Consider the following 20838-nt stretch of genomic DNA (forward strand, 5'->3'; position numbering starts at 1 on the left):
GGGCCGCTCCCCCCACGGGAGCGGCCCGGCCTTCCGCCGTACGGGGTCCGCTACTTGAGCATCGCGGCGGCTTCGAGGGCCCAGTAGGTGAGGATCTGCTCGGCGCCCGCGCGGCGGATCGAGGTGAGCGTCTCCATGACCATCCGCTCCCGGTCGATCCAGCCGTTCGCGGCGGCCGCCTCGACCATCGCGTACTCGCCGGACACCTGGTACGCGGAGACCGGCACCGGGGAGGCGTCGGCGATCTGGCGCAGGATGTCCAGGTAGGCCATGGCCGGCTTGACCATCACCATGTCGGCGCCCTCGGCGAGGTCCTGCTCCAGCTCGCGCAGCGCCTCGCGGGCGTTGGCCGGGTCCTGCTGGTAGCTCTTGCGGTCGCCCTTGAGCGAGGAGCCGACGGCCTCGCGGAACGGGCCGTAGAAGGCCGAGGCGTACTTGGCGGTGTAGGCGAGGATGCCCACGTCCTGGTGCCCGGCCTCGTCCAGCGCGCGCCGGATCACGGCGATCTGGCCGTCCATCATGCCGGACGGGCCGACCAGGTGGACGCCGGCGTCGGCCTGCACCCGGGCCATCTCGGCGTAGCGCTCCAGGGTGGCGTCGTTGTCGACGCTGCCGTCGGCGGCCAGCACGCCGCAGTGGCCGTGGTCGGTGTACTCGTCCAGGCAGAGGTCCGACATGACCACCAGGGAGTCGCCGACCTCGGAGACCACGTCCCGGATCGCCTGCTGGAGGATGCCGTCCGGGTTGGTGCCCTCGCTGCCGACGGCGTCCTGCACCTCCGGGACGCCGAACAGCATGAGGCCGCCCAGGCCCGCCTCGGCCGCCTCCACCGCGGCCTTGCGCAGGGTGTCCCGGGTGTGCTGGACCACGCCCGGCATCGACGTCACCGGGACGGGCTCGCTGACGCCCTCGCGGACGAACAGCGGCAGGATCAGCTCCGCCGGGTGCAGCCGGGTCTCGGCCACCAGCCGGCGCATCGCCGGGCTCTGGCGCAGCCGGCGGGGGCGGACGTACGGGAATTCAGCGGACACGGCTTCTCTCTCCGAACGGTTGTGCAGTGCCGGGGGCGACGAACGGCCGCCCCCGGCAGCATAGTTAAGAATCCTCAGCGGGCTTTGCGGCGCGAGCCGGGGCGGCGCTCGCTGGGCCGGTAGACCGGCTCACCCGCGGCCGTCGCGGTGTCCCGGCGCTTGGCACCGAAGTCCGCCAGCGCCTGGGCCAGCGCGGCCGCCGACGGCGCCGGGGCCATCACGTCGACCCGCAGGCCGTGCTCCTCGGCGGTCTTGGCGGTCGCCGGGCCGATGCAGGCGATGACCGTGACGTTGTGCGGCTTGCCCGCGATGCCGACCAGGTTCCGGACGGTCGAGGACGAGGTGAACAGCACCGCGTCGAAGCCGCCGCCCTTGATCGCCTCACGGGTCTCGGCCGGCGGCGGCGAGGCGCGCACCGTCCGGTACGCCGTCACGTCGTCGACCTCCCAGCCGAGCTCGACCAGGCCGGCCACCAGGGTCTCGGTGGCGATGTCGGCGCGCGGCAGCAGCACCCGGTCGATCGGGTCGAAGACCGGGTCGTACGGCGGCCAGTCCTCCAGCAGCCCGGCCGCGGACTGCTCGCCGGAGGGCACCAGGTCCGGCTTCACGCCGAAGTCCACCAGGGCCTGCGCGGTGGTCTCGCCGACCGCCGCGACCTTGATCCCGGCGAACGCGCGGGCGTCCAGGCCGTACTCCTCGAACTTCTCCCGGACGGCGCGCACCGCGTTCACCGAGGTGAAGGCGATCCACTCGTAGCGGCCGGTGACCAGGCCCTTGATGGCCCGCTCCATCTGCTGCGGGGTGCGCGGCGGCTCGACCGCGATGGTCGGCACCTCCTGCGGCACCGCGCCGTACGAGCGCAGCTGCTCGGACAGGCCGGTGGCCTGCTCCTTGGTGCGCGGCACGAGGACGTTCCAGCCGAACAGCGGCTTGGTCTCGAACCACGAGTGCGAGGCCCGGTGGGCGACCTGCTCGCCCACCACGGCTATCACCGAGGTGGCCGGGTCGACCGGGGCGGAGACCGGCGAGGGCAGCACCCGGGCAGCCTTCAGGTCCGCCGCGATGCCGGACAGGGAGGAGGTGAAGGTCCGCTGGCGGGTGGTGGTGCCGGAGAGCGTGGCGCTCAGCGCCGACTCCGGCTTGCGGCCGCCCGCGACCAGGGCGGCGGCGGTGGCGGGCAGCTGGCCCAGGGTGGTGCGGACCACCAGCGTGGTCTCCGGCGCGCCCAGGTCGACCGGGCTGCCGGCCAGCAGCGCGGCGCCGTCCACGAAGCGCACGTCGGTGCCGGAACCGGCGCGCAGCGGGACACCCGCGTACGCCGGGACGCCGACCGACTGGGCGACGCCCGGGATCACCTCGAACGGGATCCCGTCGCCCGCGCAGCTGAGCATCTCCTCGGCGGCGCAGCCGTCCAGGCCCGGGTCGCCGTCGACGGTGCGCACCACGTGCTTGCCGGAGCGGACGGCCTCGGCGACCAGCTTGGCCAGGTCGAAGTCGGCGCCCTCGGCGGCGGGGGCGTGCACCTGCACGCCGGCCGGACAGTGGCTGCGCACGGCGGCGGCGGTCAGCGGGTCGGCGACCAGCACGTCGGCGGTGGACAGCACCTCGACCGCGCGCAGGGTCAGCAGCCCCGGGTCCCCGGGGCCCGCGCCCAGGAAGGTGCACCGTCCGGAGGCGGGCTGTCCCGCCGGGAACAGGGCGTCGGTGGCGGCGGTGGTGGGGCTCATCGGGCTCGCTCCCCCATCAGGGCGGCCGCGCCCGCGGCGAGCAGCCGGTCAGCCAGCGCGCGGCCGAGGGCCGCCGCCCGCTGCTCGGCGGTCTCGTCGAGGACGATCGGACCGTTGGCGGACATCTTCAGCAGGGCGGTTCCGTCGGGGTCGCCGACCACGCCGTCCAGCCGCAGTTCGTTCTCCCGGCCCCAGGTGGCCAGCGCGGCCACCGGCGCCGAGCAGCCGGCCTCCAGGGTGGCCAGCAGGGCGCGCTCGGCGGCCACGGCGACCCGGGTCGGGGCGTGGTCCAGCACGGCGAGCGCGGCGGTCAGCTCCTCGTCGGCGGTGGTGCACTCGATCGCGAGCGCACCCTGGCCGGGGGCCGGGATCATCACCTCGGTGTCGAGGTGCTGGGATATCTCGGCGCTGCGGCCGAGCCGGTTCAGGCCGGCCGTCGCCAGCACCACCGCGTCCAGCTCGCCGCTGGTCACGAAGCCGATCCGGGTGTCCACGTTGCCGCGGATCGCGACGGTCTCCAGCTGGGCGCCGCGGGCCCTGGCCCAGGCGTTCAGCTGCGCCATCCGGCGCGGCGAACCGGTGCCGATCCGGGCCGGGCGGCCGGCGCCGGACAGCTTCTCCACCAGCTCGTCCAGGGCCAGGCCCTCGGCCGCGACCAGGGCGTCCCGGACGTCCTCGCGCTCAGGGACGGCGGCCAGCGCCAGGCCCTCGGGGGCGGCGGTGGGCAGGTCCTTGAGCGAGTGCACGGCGAAGTCGATCCGGCCCTCCAGCAACGCGTCGCGCAGCGCGGAGACGAACACGCCGGTGCCGCCGATCTGGGCCAGCGACTCCCGGGAGGTGTCGCCGTAGGTGGTGATCTCGACCAGCTCGACGGGGCGCCCGGTGACCCTGGTCACCTCGCGGGCCACCATGCCCGACTGCGCCATGGCGAGGGCGCTGCGCCGGGTGCCGAGCCGCAGGGCCGCGGTGGCCGAGGGCTGCTCCGTGATCGGTTGACCATTCATGAGGTGATCGTCCCGGTGGTACTCGTGGGATGGCTGACGGTTCATCTGGTGCCCCCGGCCGAGGGCTGGGGCGCGCCGCCGACGGGCGTGCCCGACACGGCGTGCACGGCCGCCGGGTCGAGGTCGAACAGTTCCCGCAGCGCCTCCGCGTAGGAGGCGCCGCCGGGCTCGGCGGCCAGCTGCTTCACCCGGACGGTCGGGGCGTGCAGCAGCTTGTCGACGACGCGGCGGACGGTCTGGGTGATCTCGGCGCGCGAGCGCTCGTCCAGGTCGGGCAGCCGGGAGTCCAGCCGGCCGAGCTCGGCGGCGACCACGTCGGAGGCCATCGAGCGCAGCGCGACCACGGTCGGCGCGATCCGGGCGGCCCGCTGGGCGGCGCCGAAGGCCGTCACCTCGTCGGAGACGATCCGGCTCACCTGGTCGACGTCGCCGGCGCCGGGGCTGGCGGCGTGCGCGTGGGAGAGGCTCTCCAGGTCGACCAGCAGGGCGCCGGGCAGCTCGTGCACGGCGTGGTCGACGTCGCGCGGCATGGCCAGGTCCAACAGGGCGAGCGGCTCGGGGGACCTGCGGGAGGCGACGGCGGCGGCCACGTCCTCGGCCCTGACCACCACACCGGCCGCGCCGGTGCAGGAGATCACCAGGTCCACGTCGGCGAGCGCCTCCGGCACCTTGGCGAGGTCCAGCACCCGGGCCACGTCCGGGCCGAGGATCTCGACCAGCCGCTCGGCCCGGGCCGGGGTCCGGTTGGCGATCAGCAGGTCGGTCACGCCGGAGCGGACCAGGGTGGCGGCGGCCAGCGAGCTCATCGAGCCGGCCCCGACCACCAGCGCGCGCTTGCCGGCGATCTCGCCCGCGCCCGCCGCGACCTGCTCCAGGCCGAAGGTGACCAGCGACTGGCCGGCCTTGTCGATGCCGGTCTCGCTGTGCGCCCGCTTGCCGACCCGCAGCGCCTGCTGGAACAGCTCGTTCAGGCCGCGCCCGGCGGTGTGCTCCTCCTGGGCCTTGGCCAGCGCGTCGCGCAGCTGGCCGAGGATCTGGCCCTCGCCGACGACCATCGAGTCCAGGCCGCAGGCCACCGAGAAGAGGTGGTGGACGGCGCGGTCCTCGTAGTGGACGTACAGGTGGGAGGTCAGCTCCTCCAGGTCCACCCCGCTGTGGTGGGCCAGCAGCAGCGACAGCTCGGCGACGCCGGCGTGGAACTTGTCCACGTCCGCGTACAGCTCGATCCGGTTGCAGGTGTTCAGCAGCGCGGCCTCGCCGACCGTCGCGGTGGCGGCCGCGTCGTGCAGCAGCCGGGTCGGCACCTCACCGGTCAGCGCGGCGCGCTCCAGCACCCCGACCGGGGCCGTGCGATGGCTCAGCCCTACGACGAGAAGGCTCATGCCCGCCCCCCACAGCTCTCGGTGTTCATGCGGGCATCACCGCGGAGAGATCCCCGTCGCCGCCCTTGGCGGACTTTCCCTTGGCCTGCTCGGCCTGGTCCTTGGCCGCCGGCTCGGCGGCGCCCCGGCCCTTGCCGCTGCCGCCGGCCGCGCGGCGCAGCTTGGCGGCGGCCGCCCGGACCGGACCGGGGGCGCGGTCCAGCACCGACTCGGCGCGGTCGTCCGGCTCCTCGCCGGCCTTGCGCTGCTCGTGGAAGGCCAGGATCTGGAGCTCGATGGAGAGGTCCACCTTGCGCACGTCCACGCCGTCCGGGACGGACAGCACGGTCGGGGCGAAGTTCAGGATGCTGGTGACGCCGGCCTCCACCAGCCGGTCGCACACCTGCTGGGCGGCGCCGGGCGGGGTGGTGATCACGCCGATGGAGACGTGCTGGCTCTCGACGATCGACTCCAGCTCGTCCATGTGCCGCACCGGCAGCCCGGCCGCGGTGGAACCGACCACGTGGGGATCGGCGTCCAACAGGGCGGCCACCCGGAAGCCGCGGGAGGCGAACCCGCCGTAGTTGGCGAGCGCGTGGCCGAGGTTCCCGATGCCGACGATGACGACCGGCCAGTCCTGGGTCAGGCCGAGCTCGCGGGAGATCTGGTAGACGAGGTACTCGACGTCGTAGCCGACGCCGCGGGTGCCGTAGGAGCCGAGGTAGGAGAAGTCCTTGCGCAGCTTGGCCGAGTTCACGCCGGCGGCGGCGGCCAGCTCCTCGGAGGAGACGGTCGGCACCGAGCGCTCGGAGAGCGCGGTGAGGGCCCGCAGATAGAGGGGCAGGCGGGCGACCGTCGCCTCCGGGATGCCCCGGGCACGCGAGGGTCGGCGCGCGGCGCCCTGGTCGGGCGTCTGCGAACTGCTCTGTGGTGATCGGCCGATTGCCACGGTGCTCCTGTGGGTGAAGCTGGGCTTAGGCAGCCAGGCTATGCGTTTGTGAACGTGTGCACAAAGATGGTGTCCGTTTTGTCCCCGCACAGTGATGCGCATCACGCCATCGAACGCATAGCACCGGCCTGGGTCAGCACGACCTCCGGGGACTGGGAACCGGGCAGCCACGGGCCGTACGACGCCTCCCGGCGCAGCAGCGGGACGGCGGTGCCGGACGGGCGGGAACGGGCCCGGCCGAGCCGGGGCCAGGGCAGCCGGGCGGCCTCCCGCAGCGGGCCGGCCCAGTCGTCCGGCGGGCAGGACGGGGCGTCCAGGCAGTACCGCAGCAGCTCGGCGGTCACCCGGGCGTCGCCCAGCGCGGTGTGCGCCGGGTACCAGCCGAGGTCCGCCGCCTCCACGCAGGCCGCCAGGCCGTGGCTCCGGGCCCCCGGCAGGTGGGCGCGGGCCAGCCGCATCGTGCACAGCAGCGGGACGGGCGGCAGCGGCACCCCGATCCGGGCGAACTCGCGATCCAGGAAGGCGTGGTCGCAGCTGACGTGGTGACCGACCAGCACCCGGCCCGCCAGCAGCTCCAGCAGCCGCGGGGCGATCTCACGGAAGCGCGGGGCGCCCTCGACGTCGCACTGGCGTATCCGGTGCACATGGGTCGGGCCGACCGGGCCCAGCGGGTCCAGCAGGGTGGCGAACTCCCCCTCGGGGCGGAGCCGCTCGTCGAGCAGCACCACCGCGACCTCGACCACCCGGTGCCGCCACGGGCTGCGGCCGGTCGCCTCCACGTCCACCACGGCGAAGCCCCGGGGGGCCGTCCGGAACTCCGGGGCTCCGGGCGTCGCGGGGACAGGACCGGGAAGCATGGCGCACTCCTCGTGTGCTCAGCCCCCCACGGGCGCAAACGCGTTCGATCGTAAGCCGACCAACCCGCCCCGCCCCAAGCCGGAACGGAGTGTCTTTGGCAACGATTCGGCGAACCGCCCCCGCCGATCGGCGGGGGGCGATGCGCGGACGAACGCGCGGTCAGGCCCCGCTCAGCCGCCGAGGGCGGTACGCAGCCGGCGCTCGTCGACCCGCCAGAAGTCGTGCTGGCGACCGTCGATCAGGGTGACCGGAATCTGCTCCCAGTAACGGCGGTACAGCTCCTCGTCCTGGGTGATGTCCCGCTCCTCGAAGGACGCGCCCAACTCGCCCGTCACCCGGAGGATCACCTCGCGGGCCTCGTCGCACAGGTGGCAGCCGGGCTTGCCGACCAGGGTCACGGTCCGGCCCGCGGGCTCGGGGCTCTTACGTCGCAGCAGTGGGCTCACCGCCCCATTCTCCGCCATGGCGCCCACCCGCCTCCGGGGCCTGCACCCGGGGCCTTCATCCGGTGGAGCTGTTCACCCCGCGGGCACGGCTCCGTCACGGTCGCCGGGCGCCCGGCTGGCTATCCTCGATGACATGGCCGTGCTCAGAAGGCTCACCCAGGCAAGGCGTTCCAACAGCGAGCGGAGCGCCCTGGCCGGCGAAGCCGCGGCCGAGGCGGCCGAGGCCGCGCTGCGGGCCGAGCCGGCACCCGACGCCGGGCCCCGGGACACCGCCGGGCCCGAGGACGTCCGCGGGCCCGGGGACGCCGCCGGGCCGGACGCACCGGCCGCGGCCAGGTCCGGACGGACCCCCAAGGCCCCGGCCGAGAACCACACCCCGGACCCGGACGACCCCCGCGCCGCCGCCTTCTTCGACTGCGACAACACCATCCTGCGCGGCGCCGCGATCTTCTACCTCGGCGTCGGCCTCTACCGCCGCGGCTTCCTCACCCGCCGCGACATCGCCCGCTTCGCCTGGCAGCAGGCCTGGTTCCGGCTGCACGGCACCGAGGACCCGGACCACATCTCGGACGCCAAGCAGTCCGCCCTCGGCATCGTGGCCGGCAAGCCCACCGCCGACCTGGAGGCGATCTGCGAGGAGATCTTCGAGGAGGTCGTGGCGGACAAGATCTGGCCGGGCACCCGCGCCCTGGTCCAGATGCACCTGGACGCCGGCCAGCGGGTCTGGCTGGTCACCGCCGCCCCGCTGGAGGTGGCCCGGATCATCGCCCGGCGACTCGGCATGACCGGCGCGCTGGGCACCGTCGCCGAGGCCAGGGACGGCCGCTACACCGGCCGGCTGGTCGGCGACCTGCTGCACGGCCCGGCCAAGGCCGCCGCCGTCCGGGCCCTGGCCCGGCGCGAGCGCCTCGACCTCGACCGCTGCGCCGCCTACAGCGACTCGGCCAACGACATCCCGATGCTCTCGCTGGTCGGCCACCCGTACGTGGTGAACCCGGACGGCGCGCTGCGGCGCCACGCCCGGGCCCAGGGCTGGCGGGCGCGGGACTTCCGGACCGGGCGCAAGGCGGCCCGGGTGGGGCTGCCGGCGGCGGCCGCGCTCGGGGTGCTGGCCGGCGCGGCGGCGGCCGGGGTGGCGCTGAACCGGCGCCGCCGCCGGGCCTGAACCTCCCGCCCGAACCTCGCCCCGGACCTCTCGCCGGACCTCGCGCCGGACGGCCGCCCGGGCCGCCGGAGGTGTTCCGGCGGTGTTCCGGAGACTCTCCGAGGCGCCCCGGGGCTCTTCGGAGGCCGCCCGGTCGGGCTCGCCCCGGCGGGTGAGCGGTCGTCAACAAGGCCTCTGACCTGGCCCCTCTTACGGGCGAACTCCCCGCCGTCACACGGTAGTCCGGGTCACCTGCTCGAACCTGTCGCCCGGTGACCGGTTCTGATCGTTCGCCAGGCCGGGAAAGTCAGGGGTTGCCGAGCCCCAAGGCTGGGAAACCGCCCCCCAGGCCGCCAAATTGGTCACCCTGAGCACCCGTTCGATCACGTTAAGCCGGATGAACGACGACAGCTCCGGTCAATGTCAGCCGAACATGCACAACAAATGGATCCCAAACGACCACTTCGACCACACGGTGTAGCTGTCATTGCACAAAGCGTTATTCTCTCCTGGATGCACGTCACCACGCGTCCCGCTCGAACGGACGCTTCGGGTGAGTGCTCTCCGCGCAGGCGGAGGTGATCCGTCCACAGTTCTGCCTCTGGGAGTCCCGTGTACCCACCCGTCCGGAACGACGCGCCTGCACCCTCCCGCCCGTCGTCCGCGCCCCTGCGTCCCCGCACCGGCCTCCGCGACCGGCCGACCGCCGAGCGGCAGATCTCCACGGGCCTGACCCTGTTGCGCACCCTGCTCCGCAGCCAGTTCGCCGCCACGCCCCAACTCGCGCTCGCCGGAGGATCGTTCGTCCAGCCGCAGCCGCATTCGCCCGGCCTGGCACTGCGCACCACCGCCGCCGGCTCGACCGGCACCGGCGCGCGCGGCCGCACCGGCAGCGCCGGCCGGGGCCGCGCCCGGACCGCGCCCAGCCCCGGCTACGAGACCGAGCACAACCCGATCATGGAGCTGGTCGAACGGGCCCAGGCCGGCGAGAGCGAGGCCTTCGGCCGGCTCTACGACCACTACGCGGACACCGTCTACCGCTACATCTACTACCGGGTCGGCAGCCGGGCCACCGCCGAGGACCTCACCAGCGAGACCTTCCTGCGCGCCCTGCGCCGGATCGGCACCTTCACCTGGCAGGGCCGGGACTTCGGCGCCTGGCTGGTCACCATCGCCCGCAACCTGGTCGCCGACCACTTCAAGTCCAGCCGCTTCCGGCTGGAGGTCACCACCGGCGAGATGCTCGACTCCAACGAGTGCGAGCGCAGCCCCGAGGAGTCGGTGCTGGAGTCGCTCTCCAACGCCGCCCTGCTGGAAGCGGTGCGCCGGCTCAACCCGCAGCAGCAGGAGTGCGTCACCCTGCGCTTCCTGCAGGGGCTGTCGGTGGCCGAGACGGCCCGGATCATGGGCAAGAACGAGGGCGCCATCAAGACCCTCCAGTACCGCGCCGTCCGCACCCTGGCCCGGCTGCTCCCGCCCGACGCGCGGTGAGCCGCGCCGAGGACGGCACCGGCGCCGTGCGGTCCGGCACCGTACGGCCCGGCCGGCCGTCATCGTTCGCGCCCGGCCGACACGTCAGGGTGAACGGTAGGTCCGATGATCTGCCGTGCGTAACCGACCGCCCGCACCGCTCGTTGGCCAACGTGCAAGCCCCCACCAGGCGTACGGTCAAGTCGAATTGCGGCCTATCACCCGATGGAGTGGCTTTGGCCAGCCAGGGCAACCGTCCGGCGGGCCGGGGTGTCGACAACGACGAAGGGAGGTGTGGCCCGTGACGGCAAACGTGCTGGAGCACCGGCGGGCGAAGGCCTTCGCCGAGGCGCTGGAGGCCCACCAGGCGGAGCAACGCGCTGCGGCCAACGCCGAATCGGACAACACCGCTGCCACCGGCGCGGGTTCGGCCGCGATGGCCGGACTGGTCGGACTGGCCGACGCACTGGGGGCGCTGCCCGGGCCGGTGCTGGACCGGGAGGTCCACACGGTCCAACGCGCCCAGCTGATGGCCGCGTTCGAGCAGGCCTTCGCCGGCGGGACGGGCACCCCGGTGCCCCGCCAGCGCCGCCACCGGGCGATCCGGACGGCGCCGCGCGGCCGCTGGAGCCGCCGGTTCGCGATCGGCGGGCTGGTCGCCGGGCTCGCCGTCGGCAGCCTGGCCGGCGTCGCCGCGGCCAGCTCCAACGCCCTCCCCGGGGACAGCCTGTACGGCCTCAAACGCGGCTTGGAAGGACTCCGGCTCGACTTCGCGGGCTCCGACTCCGAGCGCGGCGAGATGCTGCTCGACAACGCGGCCACCCGGCTCGGCGAGGCCAAGACCCTGGTCGGCCGCACCGACCAGGCCGGCGCGCTCAGCCCGGCCACCGTCGAACAGGTCCGCCGCGCCCTGGACGACATGCACGCCGACGCCCTCAAGGGCCGCGAGCTGCTGCGCTCGGTCTACCGCAGCAACGGCTCGCTCGACCCGATGCGGGCCCTGGCCGGCTTCGCCCACGACGAGGACGGCCGGTGGAGCGAGCTGCAGGGCCGGCTGCCCGTCCAGCTCACCCGGCAGGCCGACCTGGTGAACCGGCTCTTCGACGACATAAGCGAGGACGTCGCGCCCCTGCGCCTGGTCCTGCCCCCCGCTCAGAGCGGTGGCGCGGCCGGCGACGGAGCGGGCGACGGTTCGTCCCACTCGACCGGCGGTTCCCCGGCCGGCTCCCCGGCGGCCGGCTCCGGCACCTCGGCCGGCACCGACCGGACCCCGGGCTCCGGCGCCGCCGGCAACCGCCCCGGCGCCACCGAGCACGCCCCGGCCTTCCCCGGCGCCGGTGCCTCCGGCAAGGGCGGCGTCCTGCCGGACACCCTGCCCAGCAGCGCCCCGGACGCCGTCAACGGCCTGGTCGGCGGCCTCACCAGCGGGCTCACCGGCACCAAGCCCTCGCCGAGCGCCGACGCGGCCCCGGCGCAGGCACCGCAGCAGGCCACCCCCGGCGCCCCGAACGCGGCCCAGCCGCAGGGCGTCGAGGTTCCCCCGCTGCTTCCGGACCTGCTGCCCGGGCTGCGCATCCTGGGCGGCTGACAGCAGGACGGTGGGGGCCCGGCGGAGTGCGATATCCGCCGGGCCCTCGCCGTCCCCCTCCCCCGGGGGTCCCTCGGGTTCTCCGCGGTTCCCCCGGGAGAACACCGACCTAGAAGAACACCGAACGCCGCTGCACCAGCAGCTCGTAGAGGGTGTGCTGGATGGTCTCGCGCACCTCGTCGGCCAGGTCGAAGACCAGCATCGGGTCGTCCGCCGCCTCCACCGGGTAGGTGTCGGTGGCGATCGGCTCGCCGAAGCGGATCGTCCACTTGGTCGGCAGCGGCAGCGCCCCGAGCGGGCCCAGCCACGGGAAGGTCGGGGTGATCGGCACGTACGGCAGGCCCAGCAGCCGGGCCAGCGTCTTCACGTTGCCGATCATCGGGTAGGTCTCCTCCGCCCCGACGATCGAGCAGGGCACGATCGGCACCCGCGCCCGCAGCGCCGAGGAGACGAAGCCGCCGCGGCCGAACCGCTGGAGCTTGTAGCGCTCGGAGAACGGCTTGCCGATGCCCTTGAAGCCCTCCGGCCAGACCCCGACCAGCTCGCCGCGCTCCAGCAGGGCCTGGGCGTCCTCGTTGCAGGCCAGGGTGTGGCCGGCCTTGCGGGCCAGCTCGTTGATGCCGGGCAGCACGAAGACCAGGTCCGCGGCGAGCATCCGCAGGTGCCGCCGGGCGGGGTGGTGGTCGTGGACGGCCACCTGGGTCATCAGGGCGTCCAGCGGGATCGTCCCGGAGTGGTTGGCGACGATCAGCGCACCGCCCTCGGCCGGGATGTGCTCCGCGCCCTGGACGTCGATCCGGAAGTACTTCTCGGCCAGCGGGCGCAGCAGCGAGAGCAGCACCTCCTCGGTGAGCTCCCGGTCGAAGCCGAACTCGTCCACCTCGTAGTCGCCGGTCACCCGGCGGCGCAGGAAGGCCAGCCCCTCGGCGGCGCGGCCCTCCCAGCCCTTGCCGAACAACCGGGTGGCGGCCGGGCCGAGCGGGCCGGCCAGCGCCCCGCCGACGGCCTCGGCGAGCCGGTCGGCCGGTTTCGGCCCCTCGGGCGACGTCCAGCTGGGGGCCGCCTCGATCGGGATGACCTTGGCCTCGCCCAGCGCGTTCTCGGCTGCGGCACTCATCGCGGGTTCAGCTCCTCGGTCGGCGGGGGCGGTTCGGTACGGCGTTCGGACCGGTCTCCGGCCCGGCGGGCCCGGCCGCTTCCGGGCCGAGCAGGGCGGTCAGCCGGTCGGCGACGGCGGCCAGCCGCTCGGGCGGCAGCAGGCCCGGCCCGCCGGCGGCGGCGAAGTCGGCGAAGGCCTCCGGAGTGCTGAACGCCGGACGGTAGCCGAAGGTGTCGCGCAGCCGCGCGGTGTCCACCACCCGGCCGTGGGTGAGCAGCCGCAGCTGCTCGGGCGAGACGTCCACCAGCCGGGTCTGCCGGGCCAGCACGGCCATCCAGCTGACCGCGGGCAGCAGCAGCGGCAGGGTGGGCCGGCCGAGCCGGCGGGCGCACTGGGAGAGCAGCAGGACGCCCTCCCCCGCCACGTTGAAGGTCCCGGTGTTGACGGTGCCCGGCACGGGCTCGTCGGCGGCCCGGCAGAGCACCGCGACGGCGTCGTCCTCGTGCACGAACTGTAGCCGCGGGTCGTAACCGAGGACGGTCGGCAGCACGGGCAGCGCGAAGTACTCGCTGAGCGGGGTGTCCGCGTTCGGGCCGACGATGTTGGCGAAGCGCAGGACCGTCACCGCGACGTCCGGGCGGCGCCGGGCGAAGCCGCGGACGTAGCCCTCGACCTCCGCCGCGTCCTTGGCGAAGCCGCCGCCGGGTGGGTCCTTGGGCTGCATCCGCTCGCTGAACACCGCCGGGTCGCGGGGCGCGGAGCCGTAGACGCCGGTGGTGGACTTCACCACCAGCCGGCGCACCCCGGGGGCCTTCTGGCAGGCGCCGAGCAGCTGCATGGTGCCGATCACGTTGGACTCCTTCACCGCGGAGCGGTTGGTGGAGCCCAGGCCGGTGGCGCTGACGCTGAGGTGCACCACGGTGTCCACCCGGTGCTCGGCGAGCACCCGGGAGAGCGCCGGACGGCGCAGGTCGAGCTGGTGGAAGCGGTACGGGGCGGCCGGGCCGGACGGCTCCTCGGGCGGCAGCCGGGGCGGCTGCACGTCCACGCCGACCACCAGGTCGACGCCCGGCCGGCGGCGGACCTCGGCGGCGAAGCGGGCACCGAGCCGGCGCGCCACGCCGGTGACGAGCACGACCACGCCCACGGTGCTGCACCCCATTCCCTCGGCCCGAGCGGCCTGCGTGCACCGTACCGCGCCGCCCCACGGGGCCGTGAAACGACACCGCCCGCCCAGGCCACGACGGGCCTGGACGGGCGGTGGAACGCCTGAACCCCGCAAGGGCGGGGCCAACGAGTTCTTCCTGCGCCGCTGTACGCGAGTGCGCGGGTGACCCCCGCGAAGGCGGGGCCGAAGCGCAGGCTCAGGCGTTACTTCTTGTTGCGACGCTGGACCCTGGTCCTCTTCAGAAGCTTGCGGTGCTTCTTCTTGGCCATACGCTTGCGACGCTTCTTGATGACAGAGCCCACGGAACAACCCTCGCTCACTGAGACTCTCGTCCGTGAGAGACGGAGTCCATACGACTGACGTGAGGGCCTAGCCTACCGTCCATGGTGCGAAGGCCGTAATCGTGCTCCCCCACACCAGGAAACTCGCGGGAAATCCACGGCGAACGGGGGCGGGTCCAACGGTCGTGGACCCGCACCCGCGCGCCGCCGCTACGCGCTCTCGAGCCGCACGTAGGACTCCTTGAGGTACTCGTGCACCGCCTGCTGGGGCACCCGGAAGGACCGTCCGACCCGGATGGCCGGCAGCTCTCCGCTGTGCACCAGCCGGTACACCGTCATCTTGGACACCCGCATGACCGCGGCGACCTCCGCCACGGTCAGGAAGACGACTTCCTGAAGGGGGCGCTCGACGGAACTCATGACCATCACCCGACCCTTACCCGTGTGCAAGGCACCGGCTTCCCCTCCGGTGACTCCACCGGCACACGTGTATCCCCAGAGTAGTTATGGGTGGTACCAGTGGGAAGAGGGGAAGTGCAGTCCTCGTACGGTGGGAGATAGGACGGTTGCAGTACGTCGCCGCTCTGCGGATGGCACCGCCCGGCGTACGCACCTCCCGGGCTGGGCACTTCCGGGGGCGACGGGTTCAGGCCAGCAGCCCGTGGTGGGGGAACACCGCGCGGCGGGTGGCGAGGATGGCCTGATCGAGTCGGTCGGCCGGATCGTAACCCGAGTCGAAGTCGCGCCAGGCTGGGCGGGCGCCGTCGGTCATCCGCAGCGGGGCCGGGCGGCGGGTGCGGCGGTAGACCTCGGCGCGCCAGGACTCCGGGGTCTCGGTGGCCGGGTCGACGGGCCGGGCGGCGGCGGTGGCGACCAGGTGGGTCCAGGTGCGCGGGACGACGTCCACCACCGCGTAGCCGCCCCCGCCGGTGGCCACCCAGCGGCCGCCGGCGTGCTGGTGGGCGAGGTCGTGCAGCGCCTCGGCGATCAGCCGCTGGGCGTCCACGGTGACGGCGAGGTGGGCGAGCGGGTCCTCCAGGTGGGTGTCGGCGCCGTGCTGGGTGACCAGGACCTGCGGCCGGAAGGCGTCGAGCAGTTCGGGCACCAGGGCGTGGAAGGCGCGCAGCCAGCCCGCGTCGCCGGTGCCCGCGGGCAGCGGCAGGTTGGCGGCGGAGCCGGGGGCGTCCTCGCCTCCGGTCTCGATCGACCAGCCGCTCTGCGGAAAGAGCGTGGCGGGGTGCTCGTGCAACGAGACGGTGAGCACCCGGGGGTCGTTCCAGAAGGCCGCCTGGACGCCGTCGCCGTGGTGGACGTCCACGTCGACGTAGGCGACCCGCTCGGCGCCGAGTTCGAGCAGCCGGGCGATGGCCAGCGCCGGGTCGTTGTAGACGCAGAAGCCGGAGGCCTTGCCGGGCATCGCGTGGTGCAGTCCGCCGGCGAAGTTGACGGCGTGCGGGGTCTCGCCGCGCCAGACCGCCTCGGCGGCGGCCACCGACTGGCCGGCGATCAGCGCGGAGGCCGAGTGGATCGCCGGGAAGGACCAGTTGTCGTCGGTGCCGAGTCCGTGCGGCGGGTCGGAGCGCTCGGGGTGGGCCGCGGCGTTCCGGACCGCCTCGACGTACTCCCGGGTGTGCACCAGCCGGAGGGTGGAGTCGCCGGCGGGCGGCGCGGAGCGGACGGTCACCCCGGGGCCGGCGTCCAGTCCGAGGGCCTCGACCAGGCGCATGGTGAGGGCCAGCCGGGTCGGGTCCATCGGGTGGCCGGGGCCGAAGTCGTAGGCGGTGACGGCCTCGTCCCAGAAGAGGTGCAGGCCGCAGGGGGTGTCACGCTCGGCTTCGGGCATGGCCTCCACCGTAGCGGGTGGCGGTGGCCGGGCCGCCGTCAGGGCGCGCCGGGGCGGCGCTCGTGGGGACGGCCGGGCGGAAGGTGCGCGATGAAGCCACGGAAGTTGTGGGGCGACTGTGGAGGCGGGTGTCGAGGCGGTGCAGACAAAAGCTTTGCGACTCCATATCCTCTCCGCCATGAAGCCATTCAGCGTGCAACGCCTTGGGGTAATTCTCGCTGCAATACTGGGTTTTGGCGTGTTCTTTGCCGCCCAGCCGGCCTCCGCCGCGGTCAGCGGCACCGCCTTCGCGGTCGACAAGGCGACGGCCAAGGCGGGAGACCAGCTGACCCTGACGCTGTCGCTCACCAACAGTGAGAACAGCCCCATCTACTTCGCCTACGAGGCCGTCCAGCCGACCTGGCCGGCCAACACGCAGGCCGGAGCGTTCACCATCGTCAGCTGCACCGGTGACACCTCCGACTGCGCGTTCAGCGGGAACAGCGCCAACTTCCACTTCAACGCGCCGATCGCGCCCGGCGCGACGAAGAGCGTCACGCTCACCGTCAAGATCACCGACACCCCGGCGTGGGGCACCGCCCCGTACACGCTGAACTGGGCGCCGTACGTCTACTACGAGTTCGGCCAGGTGGGCACCACCGGCACCGCCAAGGACCAGACCTGGACCTTCGGGGTGCCCACGCTCCAGACCGTGATCAGCTGACCCCCGCCCCGTCGACCGCCCCCGCCGTCACCCGACGGCGGGGGCCTTCCGGTTCCGCTTGAAGATGGCGTGAAGAGGATGCATGCGCGACCTTCACGGCTCCCTATCCTCTCCGCCATGAAGCCATTCAGCGTGCAACGCCTCGGAGCAATTCTCGCTGCGATACTGGCACTCGGCGTGATCCTCACCGCCCAGCCGGCCTCCGCCGCGGTCAACGGCGCCAGGTTCTCGGTCAGCAGATCGACGGCCGCGCCGGGCGACCGGCTGACCCTGACCATGTCGCTCACCAACACCGAGGACAGCGACATCTACTTCGCCTACGGGTCCCTCCAGCCGACCTGGCCGGCCAACCTCCAGGACGGCTCGTTCACCATCACCGGCTGCCCCACCAACGGAGTCAACAACTGCTACGTCAACGGGAACAGCGTGCACTTCGGCTTCGACGTGCGAATCGCCCCCGGTGAGACCCGCACCGCCACGTTCACCGTCCAGATCGCTCCGAACCTCACCCTGACCACGCCGTTCACCCTGAACTGGGCGCCGTACGTCTACTACGAGTACGGCAGCAGCAGGGATTTCAACAAGGACCAGTTCTGGGGCTACGGCCTGCCCGAGCTCCGGACCGTGATCGGCTGACCCCGCCCCGTCGACCGCCCCCGTCGACCGTCCCCGCCGTCACCCGACGGCGGGAGCCGGGGCGAAGCGGTCGGCCAGCGGCAGGACGGCGAGCACCAGCAGCATCGGGGCGAGCAGCGCCCAGCGGTACGAGCTCGCGTCCGCGATCGCCCCGACCAGCGGCGAACCGAGCAGGAAGCCCACGTAGTTGAAGAGGTTGAGCCGGGCCACCGCGGCGTCCGAGTCGGCCGGGAGGAGCCGGCCGCCGGCCGCGAACACCTGCGGGATGATCGCGCAGATGCCGAAGCCCAGCACGGTGAAGCCGGCGATGCCCGCCCAGGCGGCGGGCGCGACCGCGGCGAGGCCGAAGCCGAGCGCGGCCAGCGCGGCACCGACGCGGACCACCGGGACGGCCCCGAAGCGCTGCACCGCGCGGTCGCCCAGGGCCCGGCCGAGCAGCATCGCGACCATGTAGCCCAGGTAGGAGAGCTTGGCGAGGTCCTCCCGGCTGCCCAGCCCGTCGGTGAGGTACTTGACGCTGTAGTTGGAGACCGAGGCGTCCGCGATGTACGCGAAGGCCATCGCCAGGCAGAGCGGCAGCAGCGGACGCCAGGGGACGGACCGGGCGGCGGCCTCGGCGGCCTCCCGGACGGCGTCGCCGAGTTCGGCCGGCCCGGCGAGGAACGTGCCGGCCAGCAGGGCGAGCGGGGCGATCACCGCGGCGGCCGTGCCGAACAGCAGCGGCAGCCCGAGGTCGTAGTGCGAGCCGAGGCCCGCGAGGGCCGCGCCGAGGATGCCGCCGAGGCTGAACGCGGCGTGGAAGCCGATCATGATCGAGCGGCCGTAGCGGTGCTGGAGCCCCACCCCGAGCATGTTCATACTGGCGTCCAGCGCACCCACCAGCAGCCCGAACGCGCCCAGCGCCAGGGCGAGTTGCCACAGCGCCCCGCCCAGCCCGGCGGCCGCCAGGCTCAGGCAGACGGCGGGCTGGACCACCCGCAGCACGGCCCGCGCGCCAGTGCGCTTCACCAGCTGCTCGGAGGCGATCGACCCGACCCCGGCCAGCACCGGCACCGCGGCCAGGAAGACCGGCAGCAGCCCGTCGCTCAGCCCGTACCGGTGCTGGATCTCCGGGATGCAGGTGACCAGCAGGGCGAAGGTGACGCCCTGGAGCAGGAAGGCGGCGGCGAGCGCGGCCCGCCCGGTGCGCAGACCGGGCGCCACCGGGGACGGCGACGCGGCGGGCGGAACGGGCGGGACCACGGGCGGGGCGGCACTCAAGCGGACCTCCAGGCGGACTCCACACGAACCGCGCTACCGGCCGGTAGGACGATGTTGGCGAGAGCGTAGGGGGTGCGCCGCGATTACGGGAGGGGTCGCGCAGCGGTCATTTCCCGCCCGAGGCCAGCTCCCTGGAACGGTCCCGGGCCGCCTCCAGGGCGCCGAGCAGGGCGGCCCGCACCCCGTGGTTCTCCAGCTCGCGGATCGCCGCGATGGTCGTACCGGCCGGGGAGGTGACCGCCTCGCGCAGCTTCACCGGGTGCTCGCCGGAGTCCCGCAGCATCACCGAGGCGCCGATCGCGGACTGCACGATCAGGTCGTGCGCCACCTGCCGGGGCAGCCCGAGCAGGATGCCGGCATCGGTCATCGCCTCCACCAGGAAGTAGAAGTAGGCCGGTCCGGAGCCGGACAGCGCGGTGGCCGCGTCCTGCTGGGACTCGGGCAGCCGCAGCGCCTTGCCGACCGAGCTGAAGATCTCCTCGGCGCGCGCCAGGTGCTCCTCGCCCGCGTGCGAGCCCGCCGAGATGACGCTCATCCCCTCGTCCACCAGGACCGGGGTGTTGGGCATCACCCGGACCACCGGGGTGCCCGCCGCGAGCCGCTCCTCGAACCAGGCGGTGGGAACGCCGGCCGCGGCCGAGATCACCAGCCGGTCCGCGCCGACGTGCGGGGCCAGCTCCTCCAGCAGGGCGCCCATGTCCTGCGGCTTGACCGCGAGGATCAGGGTGTCGGCGAGCTTGGCGGCCTCGGTGTTGGAGACGGCCACCACGCCGTAGCGGTCGGCGAGTTCGGCCGCCCGCTCGGGGCGGCGGGCGGTCACCAGGACGTCGGCCGGGTCCTTGCCGGCCCGCAGCAGACCGGAGAGCAGGGCCTCGCCGATCTTGCCGGTGCCCAGGAAGGCGATCTTCTGTCCGTGTGCTCCGCTGCTGCCCATGGTCCGCTCCCGCTCCTTGCCTCGGTACTGCCGCCATCCTCGCACCGCCCGGCGGCCCGCGCGGGGACCGTCCGCTCCGTGGTCGCCGTCCGCGCGGGGACCGTCCGCTCCGTGGTCGCCGCCCGCGCGGGGACCGTCCGATCCAGCCGGTCACGCCGAGTTCAGCGGCCAGGTGGTCGCCGCCCGCCCGACCGCCTGCCGGAGTTCAGGCCCCTAGGGAGAAAACTCGGGGGTTTCCCCTATGGCCTCCCGGCTCCCGCAGGCGCACCGTGGAGCCATGGCACACGACGAAATGTCCCGACGTGAGAACCGGCAACTCGCCGTCGCCTCGGCGACCGTGGGCCCGTGGCGAACCGCCGCGGGGGTCGGTGCGGTGGTGGGAGCGACGGCCCTGGGGATCGATGCGATCACCGGGGACTGGTCGCTGAGCATGCTGGCCTCACCGGCCGGCTGGGGCCTGTTCTTCTTCTTCCTGGTCGGCACCGTCGGCGGCCGGCTGCGGCGCGACACCACCGACCGGAGGCTGAGCCGCTGGGCGGACGAGCACCCGTGGCAGGCGGCCCTCCCGGCCGCCGGCGGGCTGCTGGTCCTGAACACGCTGGCCCAGCTGTTCCTCGGCGACGAAGGCCTATTCGGCGCCTTCTTCATCTCGCTGCTGCCGGCCGGCCTGCTGCTGGCGATCGCCGGGGTGGTCGGCTCGGTCAAGCAGGCCCGCGGCAAGGGCTGAGCGGGCGCCCGCGCCGGCGCGCTTCCGGACGAACGGCACCGGTCCCGCGGACCGCGCCCCGCCGGCCGGACCCGACCGGCGTCAGCGCTTGCGCTTGGGCCGGCCCGGCGCCTTGGTGTCGGGCCGGCGGCTGCGGCCCGCCTGGCGCTTCTCGTACTGGGCGACGGCGCGCTCGTGGGCGGCCCGCCGGACCGCCTCACCGGGGGCCTCGACCAGGCTGCGGGCGAAGTAGGCGGCCAGGCTGCCGGCCCCGCCGATCAGCCAGACCGCGCCGAGCGACTTGTCCTCGGCCATCCAGCCGGTCAGCTGGTCCCTGCCCTCGGTGAGCACCTTCCAGGTGCGCCGTACGGCCATCATCGAGCAGACCGCGATGGCGGCGGTCAGCAGCCCGTTGAGGAAGGTGCCGTCGTCGGAGAGCGCGATGCCCTCGATGCCGAAGCGCAGCACCAGCACGGCGGCGGCGGTCGCGGCCAGGGCGCCGACCGAGACGCCGACCCGGCGCAGCCAGTAGCCGTTGTCCCGGTTGAGCCAGGATGTGCCGAAGAAGCGGATCGGCTCCGGCTCGGGGGCGCCGGCGGGGGTCGGGGCGGGGGTGGGGGGCTGCTCGCT

The 20838-nt window shown here is 74.0% G+C and carries 21 protein-coding genes; 6 read left to right on the forward strand and 15 right to left on the reverse strand.

Annotation, left to right across the window (positions count from 1 at the left end; translation table 11 throughout):
* Nucleotides 1-50: 50 nt before the first annotated feature.
* The 7 genes from hemB to ACFU6K_RS06470 form a co-directional block, all read right to left on the reverse strand.
* Nucleotides 51-1031, reverse strand: a complete 981-nt coding sequence (gene hemB, locus ACFU6K_RS06440; RefSeq protein WP_380661233.1) for a porphobilinogen synthase — start codon at nucleotides 1029-1031, stop codon at nucleotides 51-53.
* A 74-nt stretch (nucleotides 1032-1105) separates the two neighbouring features.
* Entirely contained in the window at nucleotides 1106-2758 is a 1653-nt protein-coding gene (locus ACFU6K_RS06445; protein WP_380661234.1) for a uroporphyrinogen-III synthase, read from the reverse strand.
* Complete coding sequence (gene hemC, locus ACFU6K_RS06450; RefSeq protein ID WP_380661235.1) at nucleotides 2755-3762, reverse strand: hydroxymethylbilane synthase; 1008 nt, start codon at nucleotides 3760-3762, stop codon at nucleotides 2755-2757. The genes ACFU6K_RS06445 and hemC overlap by 4 nt, the downstream gene beginning before the upstream one ends.
* Nucleotides 3763-3803: 41 nt before the next feature.
* Nucleotides 3804-5144, reverse strand: coding sequence for a glutamyl-tRNA reductase (locus tag ACFU6K_RS06455; protein ID WP_380661236.1), 1341 nt, complete (start codon nucleotides 5142-5144; stop codon nucleotides 3804-3806).
* Nucleotides 5145-5169: 25 nt separating this feature from the next.
* A complete protein-coding gene (locus ACFU6K_RS06460; RefSeq protein ID WP_049650497.1) occupies nucleotides 5170-6066 on the reverse strand; it encodes a redox-sensing transcriptional repressor Rex in 897 nt (298 codons plus the stop codon).
* 107 nt (nucleotides 6067-6173) lie between these two features.
* Complete coding sequence (locus ACFU6K_RS06465) at nucleotides 6174-6929, reverse strand: exonuclease domain-containing protein (protein ID WP_380661238.1); 756 nt, start codon at nucleotides 6927-6929, stop codon at nucleotides 6174-6176.
* 171 nt (nucleotides 6930-7100) lie between these two features.
* Nucleotides 7101-7394, reverse strand: a complete 294-nt coding sequence (locus ACFU6K_RS06470) for a glutaredoxin family protein (RefSeq protein ID WP_380661239.1) — start codon at nucleotides 7392-7394, stop codon at nucleotides 7101-7103.
* A gap of 115 nt (nucleotides 7395-7509) precedes the next feature.
* Here ACFU6K_RS06470 and ACFU6K_RS06475 point away from each other — a divergent pair, with 115 nt between their 5' ends.
* The 3 genes from ACFU6K_RS06475 (at nucleotide 7510) to ACFU6K_RS06485 (ending at nucleotide 11578) form a co-directional block, all read left to right on the forward strand.
* Entirely contained in the window at nucleotides 7510-8541 is a 1032-nt protein-coding gene (locus tag ACFU6K_RS06475) for an HAD family hydrolase (RefSeq protein ID WP_380661241.1), read from the forward strand.
* A 717-nt stretch (nucleotides 8542-9258) separates the two neighbouring features.
* Nucleotides 9259-10011: an ECF subfamily RNA polymerase sigma factor, BldN family gene (locus tag ACFU6K_RS06480; RefSeq protein WP_380661242.1), complete on the forward strand. Its 753-nt coding sequence runs from the start codon at nucleotides 9259-9261 to the stop codon at nucleotides 10009-10011.
* Nucleotides 10012-10291: 280 nt separating this feature from the next.
* Complete coding sequence (locus tag ACFU6K_RS06485) at nucleotides 10292-11578, forward strand: DUF5667 domain-containing protein (RefSeq protein ID WP_380661243.1); 1287 nt, start codon at nucleotides 10292-10294, stop codon at nucleotides 11576-11578.
* Nucleotides 11579-11687: 109 nt separating this feature from the next.
* Here ACFU6K_RS06485 and ACFU6K_RS06490 read toward each other — a convergent pair whose 3' ends face one another.
* The 5 genes from ACFU6K_RS06490 to ACFU6K_RS06510 form a co-directional block, all read right to left on the reverse strand.
* Nucleotides 11688-12695, reverse strand: a complete 1008-nt coding sequence (locus tag ACFU6K_RS06490; protein ID WP_380661244.1) for a lysophospholipid acyltransferase family protein — start codon at nucleotides 12693-12695, stop codon at nucleotides 11688-11690.
* Nucleotides 12696-12702: 7 nt separating this feature from the next.
* A complete protein-coding gene (locus tag ACFU6K_RS06495; protein ID WP_380661253.1) occupies nucleotides 12703-13824 on the reverse strand; it encodes an NAD-dependent epimerase/dehydratase family protein in 1122 nt (373 codons plus the stop codon).
* A gap of 224 nt (nucleotides 13825-14048) precedes the next feature.
* A complete protein-coding gene (locus ACFU6K_RS06500; RefSeq protein ID WP_003948845.1) occupies nucleotides 14049-14147 on the reverse strand; it encodes a 30S ribosomal protein bS22 in 99 nt (32 codons plus the stop codon).
* A 189-nt stretch (nucleotides 14148-14336) separates the two neighbouring features.
* Nucleotides 14337-14546 (reverse strand): helix-turn-helix domain-containing protein, encoded by a 210-nt coding sequence (locus tag ACFU6K_RS06505; RefSeq protein WP_045699258.1) that lies wholly within the window; start codon nucleotides 14544-14546, stop codon nucleotides 14337-14339.
* A 226-nt stretch (nucleotides 14547-14772) separates the two neighbouring features.
* Nucleotides 14773-15969 carry an acetoin utilization protein AcuC gene (locus tag ACFU6K_RS06510; RefSeq protein ID WP_380661246.1) on the reverse strand — a complete coding sequence of 399 codons (1197 nt, stop codon included), beginning with the start codon at nucleotides 15967-15969 and terminating at the stop codon, nucleotides 14773-14775.
* 238 nt (nucleotides 15970-16207) lie between these two features.
* On the opposite strand from ACFU6K_RS06510, the gene ACFU6K_RS06515 reads away from it, so the two are divergent.
* Together ACFU6K_RS06515 and ACFU6K_RS06520 are read left to right on the forward strand one after the other, a co-directional pair.
* Nucleotides 16208-16672 (forward strand): hypothetical protein, encoded by a 465-nt coding sequence (locus ACFU6K_RS06515; protein WP_380661247.1) that lies wholly within the window; start codon nucleotides 16208-16210, stop codon nucleotides 16670-16672.
* Nucleotides 16673-16789: 117 nt separating this feature from the next.
* Complete coding sequence (locus ACFU6K_RS06520; RefSeq protein ID WP_380661249.1) at nucleotides 16790-17308, forward strand: hypothetical protein; 519 nt, start codon at nucleotides 16790-16792, stop codon at nucleotides 17306-17308.
* A 39-nt stretch (nucleotides 17309-17347) separates the two neighbouring features.
* Here ACFU6K_RS06520 and ACFU6K_RS06525 read toward each other — a convergent pair whose 3' ends face one another.
* Both ACFU6K_RS06525 and proC read right to left on the reverse strand, forming a co-directional pair.
* Complete coding sequence (locus ACFU6K_RS06525) at nucleotides 17348-18499, reverse strand: MFS transporter (RefSeq protein WP_380661254.1); 1152 nt, start codon at nucleotides 18497-18499, stop codon at nucleotides 17348-17350.
* Between the two features lie 175 nt (nucleotides 18500-18674).
* Entirely contained in the window at nucleotides 18675-19502 is an 828-nt protein-coding gene (proC, locus tag ACFU6K_RS06530) for a pyrroline-5-carboxylate reductase (protein ID WP_380661250.1), read from the reverse strand.
* A gap of 277 nt (nucleotides 19503-19779) precedes the next feature.
* Between proC and ACFU6K_RS06535 the strand changes: the two genes are divergently transcribed.
* Nucleotides 19780-20229 (forward strand): hypothetical protein, encoded by a 450-nt coding sequence (locus tag ACFU6K_RS06535; RefSeq protein WP_380661251.1) that lies wholly within the window; start codon nucleotides 19780-19782, stop codon nucleotides 20227-20229.
* Nucleotides 20230-20310: 81 nt separating this feature from the next.
* Here the strand turns inward: ACFU6K_RS06535 and ACFU6K_RS06540 are convergent.
* Nucleotides 20311-20838 (reverse strand): hypothetical protein (locus ACFU6K_RS06540; protein WP_380661252.1); only part of this gene is annotated, 528 nt, incomplete at its 5' end.

It is taken from the genome of Kitasatospora sp. NPDC057512 (assembly GCF_042802135.1).
Classification (GTDB): Bacteria; Actinomycetota; Actinomycetes; order Streptomycetales; family Streptomycetaceae; genus Kitasatospora.